Source organism: Chryseobacterium sp. CS2K3 (assembly GCF_059515185.1).
Map to the genome: position 1 here is coordinate 512779 of NZ_JCAKRW010000001.1, position 14514 is coordinate 527292.

16 protein-coding genes and 1 pseudogene are annotated in these 14514 nt (G+C 33.3%); 6 read left to right on the top strand and 11 right to left on the bottom strand.

What is annotated here, in order from left to right; genetic code table 11:
- The first annotated feature begins 113 nt into the window (after positions 1-113).
- From AC5YGG_RS02410 to AC5YGG_RS02420, 3 genes are all read left to right on the top strand, one after another.
- Positions 114-326, top strand: a complete 213-nt coding sequence (locus AC5YGG_RS02410; RefSeq protein WP_496142811.1) for a hypothetical protein — start codon at positions 114-116, stop codon at positions 324-326.
- A gap of 184 nt (positions 327-510) precedes the next feature.
- A complete protein-coding gene (locus AC5YGG_RS02415; protein WP_496142812.1) occupies positions 511-711 on the top strand; it encodes a hypothetical protein in 201 nt (66 codons plus the stop codon).
- Positions 712-881: 170 nt separating this feature from the next.
- Positions 882-2108, top strand: a complete 1227-nt coding sequence (locus AC5YGG_RS02420) for a DUF6051 family protein (protein WP_496142813.1) — start codon at positions 882-884, stop codon at positions 2106-2108.
- An 85-nt stretch (positions 2109-2193) separates the two neighbouring features.
- On the opposite strand, the gene AC5YGG_RS02425 is transcribed toward AC5YGG_RS02420, so the two are convergent.
- From AC5YGG_RS02425 to AC5YGG_RS02455, 7 genes are all read right to left on the bottom strand, one after another.
- Positions 2194-2937, bottom strand: coding sequence for a LytR/AlgR family response regulator transcription factor (locus AC5YGG_RS02425; protein WP_496142814.1), 744 nt, complete (start codon positions 2935-2937; stop codon positions 2194-2196).
- A gap of 62 nt (positions 2938-2999) precedes the next feature.
- Positions 3000-3272, bottom strand: a complete 273-nt coding sequence (locus AC5YGG_RS02430) for a 2TM domain-containing protein (protein WP_496142815.1) — start codon at positions 3270-3272, stop codon at positions 3000-3002.
- A gap of 31 nt (positions 3273-3303) precedes the next feature.
- Positions 3304-3558, bottom strand: coding sequence for a 2TM domain-containing protein (locus AC5YGG_RS02435; RefSeq protein ID WP_496142816.1), 255 nt, complete (start codon positions 3556-3558; stop codon positions 3304-3306).
- Positions 3559-3586: 28 nt separating this feature from the next.
- Positions 3587-3877 (bottom strand): 2TM domain-containing protein, encoded by a 291-nt coding sequence (locus AC5YGG_RS02440; protein ID WP_496142817.1) that lies wholly within the window; start codon positions 3875-3877, stop codon positions 3587-3589.
- 303 nt (positions 3878-4180) lie between these two features.
- Complete coding sequence (locus tag AC5YGG_RS02445) at positions 4181-4750, bottom strand: methyltransferase family protein (RefSeq protein WP_496142818.1); 570 nt, start codon at positions 4748-4750, stop codon at positions 4181-4183.
- Positions 4751-4790: 40 nt separating this feature from the next.
- The gene (locus AC5YGG_RS02450) at positions 4791-5105 is read right to left on the bottom strand and encodes a 2TM domain-containing protein (protein ID WP_496142819.1); all 315 of its coding nucleotides are present in this window, start codon (positions 5103-5105) and stop codon (positions 4791-4793) included.
- Complete coding sequence (locus AC5YGG_RS02455; RefSeq protein ID WP_496142820.1) at positions 5089-6420, bottom strand: 2TM domain-containing protein; 1332 nt, start codon at positions 6418-6420, stop codon at positions 5089-5091. Before AC5YGG_RS02455 ends, AC5YGG_RS02450 begins: the two co-directional genes overlap by 17 nt.
- A 288-nt stretch (positions 6421-6708) precedes the next feature.
- Between AC5YGG_RS02455 and AC5YGG_RS02460 the strand changes: the two genes are divergently transcribed.
- The gene (locus AC5YGG_RS02460) at positions 6709-6882 is read left to right on the top strand and encodes a hypothetical protein (protein WP_496142821.1); all 174 of its coding nucleotides are present in this window, start codon (positions 6709-6711) and stop codon (positions 6880-6882) included.
- Between the two features lie 85 nt (positions 6883-6967).
- Here AC5YGG_RS02460 and AC5YGG_RS02465 read toward each other — a convergent pair whose 3' ends face one another.
- The 3 genes from AC5YGG_RS02465 to AC5YGG_RS02475 all read right to left on the bottom strand — a co-directional run bounded on the left by AC5YGG_RS02465 (position 6968) and on the right by AC5YGG_RS02475 (position 10923).
- A complete protein-coding gene (locus AC5YGG_RS02465; RefSeq protein ID WP_496142822.1) occupies positions 6968-7627 on the bottom strand; it encodes a hypothetical protein in 660 nt (219 codons plus the stop codon).
- A 50-nt stretch (positions 7628-7677) separates the two neighbouring features.
- Complete coding sequence (locus AC5YGG_RS02470; protein ID WP_496142823.1) at positions 7678-9927, bottom strand: TonB-dependent receptor; 2250 nt, start codon at positions 9925-9927, stop codon at positions 7678-7680.
- A gap of 93 nt (positions 9928-10020) precedes the next feature.
- Positions 10021-10923, bottom strand: coding sequence for an AraC family transcriptional regulator (locus tag AC5YGG_RS02475; protein ID WP_496142824.1), 903 nt, complete (start codon positions 10921-10923; stop codon positions 10021-10023).
- Positions 10924-11152: 229 nt separating this feature from the next.
- Here AC5YGG_RS02475 and AC5YGG_RS02480 point away from each other — a divergent pair, with 229 nt between their 5' ends.
- Complete coding sequence (locus AC5YGG_RS02480) at positions 11153-11656, top strand: superoxide dismutase family protein (RefSeq protein WP_496142825.1); 504 nt, start codon at positions 11153-11155, stop codon at positions 11654-11656.
- A 52-nt stretch (positions 11657-11708) separates the two neighbouring features.
- Here AC5YGG_RS02480 and AC5YGG_RS02485 read toward each other — a convergent pair.
- Positions 11709-13837 (bottom strand): annotated as a pseudogene (locus AC5YGG_RS02485) (carboxy terminal-processing peptidase).
- Between the two features lie 331 nt (positions 13838-14168).
- Here AC5YGG_RS02485 and AC5YGG_RS02490 point away from each other — a divergent pair.
- On the top strand, positions 14169-14339 hold the full coding sequence (locus AC5YGG_RS02490) for a lmo0937 family membrane protein (protein ID WP_496142826.1): 171 nt from the start codon (positions 14169-14171) through the stop codon (positions 14337-14339).
- Positions 14340-14514: the final 175 nt, after the last annotated feature.

The following is a 14514-nucleotide window of genomic DNA, read 5'->3' on the forward strand; positions in this document are numbered from 1 at the left end:
GAAGCAACTTTTGTTTCGGGTTTATTTTTTAAAAGAAAATATTTTTGAAGTTTTTGTGTAACGTATTTCAAATTGTCATACTTACTTGATAAATAATAATTAAAAATACCATTATGAAAGCTTCATCATCCAACAATCAGTATGCATTTGCCAACAATATTCTGATCGCTTTAGTATCTGCCGTTTTTGGTTACAATTTCTATCAGGCAATTGTACATCCCGAAAAATCCAATATTGCTATAAGCCTTATTTTAGTGGTTTTGACCTCCGTTATGATCCGAAAATATGGTTATAATAAACCAAAAGACCAATCAAAGAATAATTAAGTATAATAATATATTTATATAAGCCCGAAGCATTTTGTTTCGGATTAGTTTTTGTTGATTCTCTAACTCATTTCTTTAAGTTCAAGACTATAAATAATTGTCTTCAGGAACTAAAAAAATAAAATTTTCCTGTAACGTATTCTCAATTATCATACTCACTGTATAAACAACAAAAAATATCAATATGAAAACTTCAACTTCAAACAATCAGGATGCATCAGGCAATAATGTATTGATCTTCTTAGTTTCGGTGCTTTTAGGCTATAATATTTATCAGGAAATTTATCATCCTGATAAATCAGATTTCCTTTTATGTGTCGTTTTACTGGCTCTCATTTCTGTCACTGCTAAGAAATACGGAACTAAAACTGATCAAAAAAAGTGAAAAATAAACATCAACATCTAATTATCATATGAACCCGAGACGAATTTGTTTTGGGTTTTTGCTTTAATAATTCTTATGCCTGGAATATATTTAGACACTTTAAATCAATACTTTACAGCAATATTTGCATAAATTGATTGTTCTAAATATGAACCCTCAATTATCTTGTTATGGAATATTATGAATTGTATGAAGTTTTGAAAAGTCATTTTGATTCCGGAAAAAGTGTTGTAGAGATCGAAGCACTGAATTTAACTATTGAATCTGTTTCTTTTGAATCTAAGGTTTCTGATCTTCTTCATGGTTCCAACAACCTTGATTGCCAAAAGCATCACCAGCAATTGGAAATTAATGAAAATTCATATTTAGTATATCATCAGCCTTCCGTAGATATTAAGGATGCTGATATCGAGTGCAATAAGAATTTTGAATATCATATTCTTAAAAGAGCTGATATAGAAACAGCAAAGGGCTGTATTATCTTTTTTCACGGGCTGAATGAAAAGAAATGGGACAAATATCTTCCCTGGGCTTATGAATTGGCTCAGAAAACGCATAAAGCGGTCATTCTCTTTCCTATTGCATTTCATATGGATCGGGCGAAGGCAATGTGGAGTGATCGTCATCATATGATGGAAATTGTAAAATTCAGGAAAGGAAAATATCCTGAAAACACCCATCTTTCTTATGTAAATGCAGCAATAAGCTCAAGACTGGAGGCTCACCCCCAAAGAATATTTTGGTCCGGATTACAGACCTATTCCGACATTATTGAAGTCGTAAAGGAAATCAGAGAGGATAAGATCAAAAGTATTTCTTCTGATGCACGTCTGGATCTGTTTGGATATTCCATAGGTTCATTTTTGTCTATGATCATTAAAATGGCAGATCCACATGGCTATTTCACCCAATCCAGGGTTTTTTGTTTCTGTGGAGGAATGACTATTGATCGTATGTTTCCTATTTCCAAATATATTATGGATTCTCAGGCTACCATTAAAATGCAGTCGGTTTTCACAGAGTTATTAAGCTCAGACTTTAAATTTGATAAAAGATTAAAGCATTATCAGGATGATGATCTGCATCCACAGGAAAGCTGGTTCAAAAAAATGCTTCGTTACAATTATTTTCAGCATGAAAGAGAAAAAAGAATTAAAGAGATCGAATCTCAGATAAAAGCTTATGTTTTGGAAAAAGATGCTGTTGCGCCTCCCATGGAAGCCTTGAATACTCTTCAGGGAGGGTACAGAAACATCAATGTGGAAATTGAAATAAGGGATTTTCCATACGATTATTCACATATGGTTCCCTTTCCTCTCACTCATAAATATAAATCAGAAGTTTCGGAGGCTTTTCGACATTTCACGAAGTCTGCCAGTGATTTTTATACCCGATAATGCTCAGGAAAAGATGGAGAGGAAGATCTTAAAAAGAAATAATAAAAGGTCCATGGTTGTGATTTTTAGTTTTAAATAGTTTAATTTAACTTACCAGCCAGTCTTTAAAATCTTTGACGCGGTCTCTGCTAACTGTAATTTCTTCTTCCGGCTGAAAGTTAAGTTCTACTTTATAATAAGGTGAAGTGTGGATGTTTTTAATATAACCCGAATTGATGATAAACTGTCTGTTCACCCGGAAAAACTTTTTTTCATCCAGCGTCTCCACCAATTCATCCAATGTAAAATCTGACGGATAAGTTCGATCTTCAGTTTGAAGATAAACGATCTTATTTTCACTGAAAAAACAACTTATTTCGTGGGTCTGGACGATCTTCAGATTATATCCGATTTTTACCAATACCCTCGACAAAATAGATTTTTCTTTTCTGATCAGCTGCTTGATATCCTGTGATCCTCTCATATCACCGGAAGGAAGGAATGATTTAAATTTTTCTACAGCTCCGGAAAGATCTTCTTCAAGTATTGGTTTCAGAAGATAATCAATACTATTTAATTTAAAGGCTTTTAAAGTATACTGATCAAATGCAGTTGTGTAAATGATAAAGCCCTTCGTAGGTACTTTCTCAAAAATATCGAATGAAAGCCCATCCCCGAGAACAATATCGGAAAAAATAAGCTGAGGATGTTCATTTTCAGAAAACCAGGCAATTCCCTCTTCTACGGATTCTATTTTCCCAACCAATTCAATATCAGGAAAGTTACTTAGCATTCTCTCTAGTTTTCTTGAAGCAGGTTTTTCGTCTTCGATAATGACTGTCTTAATCATTTTTGGCTGTGGTTTATAGTTTTTATATTCAGAAAATAAAATTAGATAAAAACAGGCAGATTTTATAAATCAATCATTTTTTTATTTTTACCCTCTTCTTTTTCTATCGTTTTTCTTTCCCATTCGTCATTAAAAATAAACAGAGATATTGCTTTTACAACAAGAATCAATGCCCAGACTGTCAATATGAAATGTCCGCTCAGTACGTTATAGTGAAATCCATCTCTTATCAAATCATTTCCAATAACGATTCCTGCAATGATTCCAAACCACATAAGGTTTTTATAAAATTTCTTTAATTGTTGAGTTCTGTTGTGTGCGTTGTTGTAATTCATGATATTTTGTTTTTAAGTTGTTATGCTGTTTTTAGTTTTTGTTTCCTTTTTTTTCTATCATTGTATGTTCAGATTCTTCATTAAAGGTGAATAATGAAATAGCCTTGATTCCCAGATATACGGTCCAAATTGCCAATATCAGGTGTCCTCCAAACATTTTATCCTGTAATTCATCTTTAAGCCAGTCATTTCCAAGGATAATTACTGTAATGATCCCAAACCACATCAGGTTTTTATAGAATTTTCTCAATTGTGTTGCTCTGTTATAAGTTGTGTAGTTATTCATGATATTTTGTTTTTGTAGTTTATGATTATTAAAGTGTTTTTATTTTTCTTTTTTCCTCCTCCATCAGTTCTTTGATCTTATTTTCTTCCCATCTTTTTCCTATTCCGAAAATATTCACTGCATGAAAAGCGATTCCTATTCCCCATCCAAGCATTGGCCATAAAAACCATAAATATCCAGGAGCAGTCATCAGGTTTAATATTGCTAAAAAAGGGATGACAATACAAAAAGAAGTAAGGTTTCCATAAAATTCTTTCAGTTCTTTTACTCTTTTTGATGCTTTTTCGTAAGCTGTAGTTTCTTTAGTATAAGTTTCCATAATTTTTATTTTAAGAGTTATTTTGTTTTTCTTGAGTCAAAGGTATGGCAGCAACATTCCTCAAATCAATTTTATATGACTGAACCGTATATAATGATGACCGAATGGTAAAAAATACAGCTTAATGAATTTTATGGAAATAAATTCTCGTTGTTAGAAGAAGTAAAGGTTTGTAATAAACACTATTTTGAGGCGTAATAAATCCAAAATTTTCAGTTAATTAATGGTGTTTGCCACGAATGCACAAATAAAATAATTCGTGCATTCATGGCAATTTAAAACAGATTTTATAAATAAGGAAATCTAGTAAATAAACGGAATAAGCTTTTTCGTTGTTTTTCTATACTGGATGTATTCTTCACCAAATTGTTCTATAAGCGCCTGTTCTTCGATTTTAATTCTGTAAGCAAAGGCTAAAAATGGTGGTACAAAAGCAAAAATCAGTGACAGCCAATTGTTTGAATACAGCCCAAGACCTAGTGACGTTAATAGTGAAAATGCATAAGAAGGATGTCTCAGATACTTGTAAAATCCTTCTTTTTTGATCTTATGATCCTGCTTAATGGTAACATCCACTGTGAAGTATTTTCCAAGTGATCTGATAATAATAAATCTGAAAATAATACCGATAAGAATAAATGCTTCTCCTACATAATAAATCCAGATATGATTAACGATCAGCAGTGAAGATATATTGGAAATCGTAACTGCAGCTGCAATTGAGAAAGGAATTGCCAGCCAAAGAATATTCAATGTAGATTTATCTTTGTCTTTTTTATCTTCTTTGCCTGATTTCAGCATATTTTTATAAAGAAATTCACTGACGAACCATGCCACCATAGAGATTAAAAACAGCGTATGTAAAGCATTCATTGGATTGATATTTAGTGTTAGATTTATTGGTGAAAATCTTTTACAATTTTTCAGATTTTTCTTTTTCCATCAGTTCACGGATTTTTTTCTCTTCCCATCTCTGCAAATAACCGTTTTTGGATAGAAAAACTACTGCTGCGTGCGCAAGAAGACCAATTCCCCAAAATGTTGCCGTGAAAAAATTTTTGAACTGAAAATAGCTTTCCCCAGGTTTCAGATGGGTATAATTATAATAAACAATCATCAGGTTTACTGCCACATAAACAAATAAGTGGGCATAGAAACTTCTCAATCTTTCTACCTGTTTTTTTGCTTTCTGATATTCAATATCGTTTTCATCAAATGTTTCCATCATTTCTATTTTTTTGTTTGTTCATAATTTCACGAATCTTCTTTTCCTGCCATGATTCTCCGACTCCAAAAACCTGAAAAGCATGTGAAGCTAATCCTATTCCCCAGCCAAATACCGGAAACCAAAACCAATGAAAAGAACTTCTCGTAAAAAGGTTAATAAAGATCAGAAACGGAATTACTATGCAATAAGAAATCAGATTGATATAGAAATCTTTTAATTCTTTCACCCGCTTTTGTGCTTTTTTATAGCTCTTATGATTTTCATCTGTTTCAGAACTGACAATATTAGGCTTAGCAATAAGCATCGGAAGTTTTACTTTAAAATAATCCTCAGATTTTTCAATAAATACATTTCTCTTTGTAAGTAAAGAATAACGTTGTACGATGTTGGAAAGCCCTATTCCAGAGCTTTCTTTAATCTGTTCTCTTATCTGCAGATTATTTTCAATACAGAGAATATCATTCTCAGAAAATATTCTGATCGTTAAAGGCTTCGAGGAAGTAGCAAAATTATGCTTGATACAATTTTCCAGGAGAAGCTGTAATGACAATGGAACTACATATTTCCTATAGTCTTCTTTATTAACATCAAAAATAAAATCCACACTGTCTTCAAATCTTGTTTTTAAAAGATCGCAATAGGTTTTGGCAAATTCCATTTCATCTTCTACGGTTACCAGCTCTTTATCTTTCTGTTCAAGTACATAACGATAAATCTTTGACATTGAAGCGGTAAACTTTTGTGCCTGGTTTGGATTTTCATCAATCAATGAACTTAAAACGTTCAGAGAATTAAAAAGAAAATGCGGGTCCAGCTGATTTTTTAAACTTTCAAATTGAGCATTCGCAGATTTGGCAATAAGCTTCTGTTCTACTACTTCTTTTTTGGATGCCTTTTTCAGTTCCTGCATAAATCCTTTCGCATGTAGAAAAGCTGAAATGAGCAATGCGATATTGATGGTAAACCAATTTGTAATATTATATTTTCCTGCCAGAAACTCTTCTGTAGTACTAGCTTTCTGAATCAGTACAAAATTGATATAATTACAGAAATACACCAGTATAATATTTGCGATAACAATAGAAATGATACTGATAACAGCTCTTTTAGAGGTTTCCTCAGCCCAGGGAAATCTCTTATTGAGAAAGCTGTTTATACTCCAGTTTCCTCCTCCCAATACAATGGTATAGACGAGAGAAATTAGTATTGTATATATAAAATTTTCAAGGCTCTTTTCTGATGTAAATGCAAAAAAGAAAAACATAGAGACTATGAATGAGATGACTAACAGCGTTATAATATCCTTACGTTTCATGATTCGTTTTCTTGAGTCAAAATTAGTTTTTATTAAAGGTATCAAAAATTATTTCTTACTGAAGGGTTGCTTTTCTTCCCCGAATGGTATTAATCTTTTTAATTACCAGATGACGATTTCAAATTATCATATTTAATAATAATTCAAATTTTATGTGAAAAAATAATCTAAAAAATAATCAATTAATTAAAAATAATTTGATTAATTTCAAGATTATCAGTAGATTAGTAAAACAAATAGCGCGATCCGAAAAGCTTAAAGAGTAGGAACAACCAAAAACTAACTAAAATGAAAACATCTAAAAAAATGACGGGCTTAAAAAGCTTATCCAGAGAAGAGCAAAAGAAAATCGGGGGTGGTAAATTACCGGTAAAAGATCCTTGGAATGATGATGGATGTGGATGGACCATGTGCAGAAACCAGTTTGGAAGATGTACAGCATTCATTGAACAATGTGTATAAGCCATCTTTATAAAATTAAAAAAAGTACCATTACTGGTACTTTTTTTTAATCATATAAAACCTTCATTTTCTGAAGGTTTTACTATTATTTTGATGTTTCCGTTGCCAGACTCAGAAAGTATTCTGCTTCTCCTTTACCCCAGTTCGGATCTAATGTTGTTTTAGGTTTGTAGGCATTAAATTTAGCTAATGCGTCTTTGAACATTTCTAATCCTTTTGCTTTACTTCCTCCAAACTGTTCAGGAGTAAAGTATATATCTTCCGCTTTGATTAAAGCAATTCTCGGATTTGCTGGGTCTAGTTTCTGTGCAACATTCAATTCCTCATTGGCTCTCATCCCGTCTGTCATGTATCTCTGTTGAGGATTTACCATCATTCTTAGAGAATAAGCCATTTTTCTCAACAGATGAATTTCAGCATTATCAGCACCAGCAAGATTCTGAGCCATTGCTAAATGTTTTTCTGCCTGCGATGCCACTCCATCCAAATCCTGCATTTTCCCGTCTCTCATCATTACTCTTCCCTTCTGAATATAAGAGAAAGCAGCATAATATGCCGGAAGCCATTGTGAACTTTCCTTACTTCCTATTCTCTGAAAATCATTTGCTAAAGTCTGAAAATCTTCTGCTGTTTTACAGGTTTCAATTTTAGCAATCTTTTCAGACATAATTTTTTCATAATCTGACTGAGCAAAAGAAGTTAAGCTCATCAGAACTAAAGCAAAGCTTAAAAGGTATTTTTTCATAATAATTGATTTTAAAAATTAGTTTTTATCGTTTCCCGAAGGTAAGTTTTTTATAAATTGTTATTAATGGCATCATCCGTTTTGTCTACTCCAAAACTTATAAATGCTCCTATGAAGACAAAAGTATTGACTGGTGGGACAATTGCTGAACTTCTGGAACCATCCGCAGAGAAATTATATCCATATATATTCTTTGATCCCAAAATATTACTGATGCTCAATACAAACACCGGAAAGGCTTTAGCGTCTTTCTTACCGATATTCGGAAGATAATTGATACTGAAATTCAATGCATTGTAATCTTTTAATTTTCCTTCATTTCGGGTATAATTAATTGCCTTTCCATTCTCAAATGTAGAAGCAATATCATAATAAGGACGTCCTTTTATATAACTATAAGATAAGTTTACTCCAAGTTTCCATTCGGGAATAAATCTTTTTGCGACTGCTGAAATAGTATGTTCAGCAGCAAAACCCGGTTGCAGACTCACAGGATAATTCAGGAAATCTCTCTTTGAATCCAGATATGAGTAACTGATCCAATAGTCAATATTTTTAAATGTTTTTTTATTATCTCTCCAGAAAAGCTCCGCTCCTTTTGCATAACCATATCCTTCATTGTCTAAAGCTGTCTGGGTCTGCTGATTTTGTTCTTTATTCGGCGTTATATTAAATGTTTTAATCAAATGGTCATATTTCTTGTAAAACGCCTCAAAACGTAAAGTTCTACCTTCTGAAGCCCTCTGAACCTGAAAAATATAATGCTGTGATTTCTGGAAGCCAAGTTGTGCAGGACCATTGATATATTTACTTTCCGGATTCTGGTAAAAAAGTCCGTATGCTAGTGAAGTTGTCCAGTCTTTTGCAAGTCGGTAGGCAATAGCAAAACGAGGAGCAATATTGTTTTTTTCTAAAAAAGAAGAATGTTCTGCTCTCACTCCTATTTTAGCAGACAAAGCATTACTGAAGCCGAGATCAGTTTCCATAAAAGCAGAAGAGATTAAGTCTTTATAATGTTTCTGCACTGATTCAAAATTAAGGTTTTCATCGGTATTATTTAATTCAATTCCTCCTCTAACAGCACTTATTTTGTTTATTTTTCTTTCAATTACTGCTTTGAAATTCAGATAATTTCCATCTGTCAGAAGCTTACTTTGGCTAGATTCAATATCATTGGTTTCTGTAGAAAAATGAAGATCTGATCTGTTGTAAGAATAAGAACATCCTACATTCAGAAGATATTTCCCAAATTTCTGCTTAAAAGAAAGGTTATGAAAAGTAGTTTTACCATTAAGTTTTACCAGACTGAAATCATATCCGGGCTCAAGACTTTCTGATTTTACTCCCATTTTATTGGAATTGAACATACCATAATATTTGAAAAAGCCTCCAGACTTTGTTTTGAATCTGAAATTCATATCTCCGTTCAATCCTTGTGGAGCTTCGGTAAAATCTGTGTTAAAATTAAATACTTTTTGCATCAGACTTAAAAGAGAATACCCTGCTGTAGCGCCATACGAGTAATTCTTATTATCTCCTAACTTTTGAAATCCAGCGCTCAGAAAAATTGGTGAAATTCCAAAATTATAAGATGTTTCATCCGGAAGATCAACACTTTCCAACATCAATGCCCCGGAAAGAGCCTGCCCGTACAATGCAGAATAACCACCACTCGAAAATATATTTCCTTTAAAAAGAGAAGTATTGAATTGATCTCTTCCCGCAATCCCAGGAACAGAATTGGAAAAATAATTGTTGATAAGACTTCCGTCCATAAAGATCTTAGATTCCGTACCGCTACCTCCACGGATAAACAATCCTTCCGTTCCTCCTACTTTCTGTACTCCAGGGAGATATGTTAATGCTGAAGAAATCTGTCCATCCGCACCCGCCGTTGTATAAATATCAATGGGAGTAAGCAAAGCTGTTGCTCTTTTTTTATCGCTTGCCTCAATAGATCCTGCAGAAACCACAATTGCATCAATCTCACTGATCTGTTCTTTCAAATCTATATTCCCTAATGAAACATCCTGATTTTCAACGACAATTGATTTTTGAATCTCTTCGTATTTTTGATGTGTAAAAATTATAATACGGTTTCCTTTTTCTGAAGTTTCAAAAAAGAAATTACCTTGTGAATCCGTAGTTGCTCCGTCATAAGAATCCTTTAAAGTGATATTTACTTCACTTATCCCTTTATTCTTAAAGACTACCCTTCCTGAAACTTTTATTTGAGCATTTCCTATCACAAAGACTGTCAATGCAATAAGAAAGAATATTTTATGGACCTGAGTTTTCATGGATGTTATTTTATGATTCAAAAGTAATACGTCTAATACCCTTCTGTAAAAAAATAATTACTGAAGGGTATAGTTTTGATACTGAATGGGAAATTAATGGACCGGTATGCAGAAATCTACCATCATTTTGCCTTCCGGATGTTCCTTAAAGTTGGAATGATAGATCTCAAACGGAAATGTTCTCCTTACGGAATAATTATGTTCATTCATCCATAGAAATAATGATACCCAGCATTGCTCAAAATCCTGAAGGGTAACCTCACCACTTCCGACAATAAACTTTCCGGCATCTATGGTCTCGGAGAAAACTTCTCCTTGGGGTTCTTTCAGTTTTTCATCCAATAGCATACACGCATGGATTCTGACCTTATCCGCGGGTGTTACCTTGAAACTGTCATGATATACGGAGATCATTTTTACATTTTCCCGGGGAAACAAGTGTTTCTTTTTCGCCCAATCGATCAACAGGTTATAAGATGGCTCTACCTGAGCAATCCCAAGGCTCATTACTGCAGCCAGATTCATTTCCGGCATTTCTTTTACTTCGATTTTTAAATTCATTGCAGTCCAATTTAATAGGTTTTCAATACTGCAAATGTATTGGCTGAAAACCGGATCAATTTGTCCTTTCTTGCTTTGTATTTGTAAAATCTTGTGAAAAGTTTCAGGTGCGGTTTTGCGAAAATCTGAAGGTGGTAATCCGTAATATTTCTTAAAAGTTTTACTGAAAACAGAATGGTTTGAAAACCCAAGATCAAGATAAATTTCTTTAATCTCGACATGCTTGTGAACAGCCAGAAAAAGAGCACTTTTTTCTATTTTCTTTCGGATAATGTAATTCTGAAGCGTTTCACCGGTAATCAGTTTGAATATTCTGTGAAAATGAAATGGAGAATAAGCACTGATCTCTGCAATTTTTTCCAGAGAAAGATCAGCATCAAGGTTTGCGTTGATATATTGAATTGTTTTTACAATCCTTTTTTTATATTCTGCCAATTCGGACATTTTTACTGACAAAAGTATTGATTGATTTTAAATTTTTGTTGTTCTTTCTTGCTGTTTTTCAGTTCGGAACCTTTCTATCATATGCTAAAATCCGTAAGATAAAATATAACAAATGATCGTTTCTCTCTGATTACGCTTATTAAAAAAAGACTGGAATCATAAAGCGCTTTGGAAAAACTTTTTTAAATTTATCCTAAATATCACTATAAATCATTTAAAAATGAAAGTACAAACTCTAGCATTATTGGCAGGATGTGCATTTTTAGCTGCTTCATGCGGAACAACAAAAACGTACGCTGTAAATGCCAAAAGCGACACGCAGACAGGTGGAACGGCACAGTTTACCCAAAAGGGGAATGATGTCATCATGAAACTGAATGTTACCAACCTTACACCTGGGATCCATGCAGTACACATTCATGAAAAAGGAGACTGCTCTGCGGCAGACGGAACCTCTACAGGAGGACACTGGAACCCATCCAAGAACGACCATGGTAAATGGGGCGCTGAGCACTTCCATATGGGAGATATAGGAAATTTAGTGGCAGATCAGAGCGGAACAGCAACCCTTACATTCAAGACGGATAAATGGTGCCTTGGATGCACAGATGAATCCAAAAATATTATCGGCAAAGGACTTATTGTACATGCTGCTGCCGATGACTTCCATACTCAGCCTACAGGAAACGCAGGCGGAAGAGTGGGATGTGTAGAAATTAAGTAATCTATTTATTGCATAAAAAAACCGATAATTTTCATTATCGGTTTTTTTATGTTTATGATTTTACTCCCATGTCTGATACAATATTCATTGCTTCCTGTAGGTAAAGATCTTTTTTCAGATTCTTGATCCACATTTCAGATTTCTTTTTGAAAGCTTCATCTTTTTTCTCTCTTTCTACTTCCTCCGGATACATCATAAACTGAAGTCCGTTTTCAAATTTCGTCAGTACTTTGAATTTTTCGATCTGAGATTTTCTGTGTTTCATCAGCTCATTAAACTTATTAATATTCAAAGTAATGTTTTCTTCTTTATCCAGTTTCTCTCTCCATTGTGCGGATTCCAGTAAAAGCTGATAATTGCTGTTCTTCGCCATTCTGTCTGCACTTGCTTTTTCAAGAGCCTGAATATTGAAGTAATTCAGTTTTTCAAACTTTGTAGCAGGTATTTTATCCCATGCTAATGCATAATCATCATATCTCTCTCCTACTTCAGCATATGTAAAGAAGTCTTTCATCTGAATATCTGAAACAATTCCTTTTCTTTGAGTAGATTCTCCTGTGATTCTATAGAACTTCTGAATCGTTAGTTTTAAAGATCCAAAGTCATCTTCAGTATTCAGAAATCTGTTCAGATCAACGAAAGTCTGTACAGTTCCTTTTCCGAATGATTGCGGAGATCCGATGATCATTGCTCTTCCATAATCCTGCATTACTCCGGCAAGGATCTCTGAAGCTGAAGCAGAAAGTTCATTCTGCATAATTACTAACGGACCTGTCCAGATAGGAGCTTCATATTTGTTCTTTAGAGTCTGAATTTTTCCATTTCCGTCTTTTACCTGTACATAAGGTCCTGCATCCATGAAAAGCCCCATAATATCCCCAACTTCCGTTAGAGAACCTCCTCCGTTATTTCTTAGGTCAAGAACGATTCCCTCAATATTCTGAGATTTAAGCTTAACGATTTCATTTTTAATATCATCAGAAGCATTTCTTCCTTTTGAATTTTCAAAATCTGCGTTAAAGCTTGGAAGGTTGATAAATCCGTATTTTTTTCCGTTCGGTGCGTTTACAACAATACTTCTTGCAAAAGTATCTTCAATTGCTACCTCTTCACGAACCATTGTTACATCTTTGATACTACCGTCTTTTTTCTGAACAGTTAATGTAACAGGTGTCCCTTTTTCTCCTCTGATCAATCTTACAGCTTCATCAGAAAGCATTCCTACCACATTTACGGCATCATCTTTCGGTTTTGATCTTACTTTTAAGATCTTATCTCCTTCTGAAAGCTGCTTAGATTTCCATGCCGGCGCTCCGATAGTTAATGCTCCAAGGTAAAGATTTCCTTTTTTCTCCTGAATGATTGCTCCGATACCGATTACTTTTCCTGTAAACTGAGTGTCAAAATCTTCTTTATCTTTAGGAGAATAATAGTTGGTATGCGGATCAAATACTTCTGTATATGCATTCATATAGACTGTAAACCAATCCATTTTCTTTCTCTTCTTGAATCTGGTAAAGGTATCTTTACAAGATCTTTTACTTCATCGGTAGCTTTTTTGATCTTCTCATCTTGAGTAAGAACTTTCAGCTTAATGGTATCTTTAAGTTTGTATTTCTGAACAGAATCTTTCTTCTCTTTTTGAAATTCTTCTTTGCTGTTCATCGATTCAATTTCCTGAAGGATATTGTACTTGATGAATTTTTTCCATTCGTTATACTGCTCCTGCTTATTGGCAGGCACTTTCTTTAATTTTGGCTCCAGGGTAAGGGTCTCATCCTCCTGAAGGTTGATTGGCTTGCTGAAAATATCCTGAGTAATCTTGTCAATCTCATCTACTCTTTGGTAAAGTCTGTCGATTGTTAACTTATAAAATGTAAGATCTCCCTGATTGATATAATCATCAAGTTTTGTTTCATGCTTACTGAATTCATCCATATCAGTTTGCAGAAAATATCTTTTAGCAGGATCTACCAACTCGAAATAATGCTTATAAACGTCCTTAGAATAAGCATCATTGATAGACTTCGGACTATAATGCAGGTAAGAAAGTGTGTTTTTTACACTCACCATTATCGTCTGCATTTTTTCATCATCGTTCTTTGGCGAGTTGAAGCAAAACATTAGACTGGTTAATGGAATAAGAAGTAAAAATTTATTCAGTTTGAAATTTTTCCACATAAACTGTCTTTATTTATTAATTTTTTGAAAATAAGTATTGTAATAAGTAGCAATAATTTGCAGACTGTTACAAACGATCAAATTTAATACCTTATTTACAAATATCGCATAGTTTTAATGATTTTTATTAAAACTAATGATGGACATTAATTTTTGGAATTGTTTTAAACCATAGGATATCAAGATTGCAGGCAATTTTTATCTTTTTTACACCTTATTATTAATTGTAAAATTTTCATAAAAACTCATAAAAAGTACCACAAAAATACATTTTAACTATCGAAGGCATAAAATATGCTAATATTTAATCAAATCACTAAAATTTATTATTATGAAAAGCTTATTATGGTTAGTTGCAGCCATTTGCATTGTTGTATGGCTACTAGGAATGTTAGGAATTGTACCAGGAATCAGTACAGGTTACTTAATTCACGTATTGCTTGTTATAGCAATTGTTGTTATTCTTTATAATATCATTACAGGAAGAAAACCTCTGGAATAATAGAATTTAGGAAGAGGTTGAATTTATACTGATATTTAATTTGAATAGATCTTCCTCTTCCATCATATCGTTTCTTTCTTATTAAATTCCAGATTGTTTACTACCGAATTAAATCATTGAATGATCAACCTGTTGTTTTATTGCGTCTTATTTTTGAGTACATTTGATGTGTTGA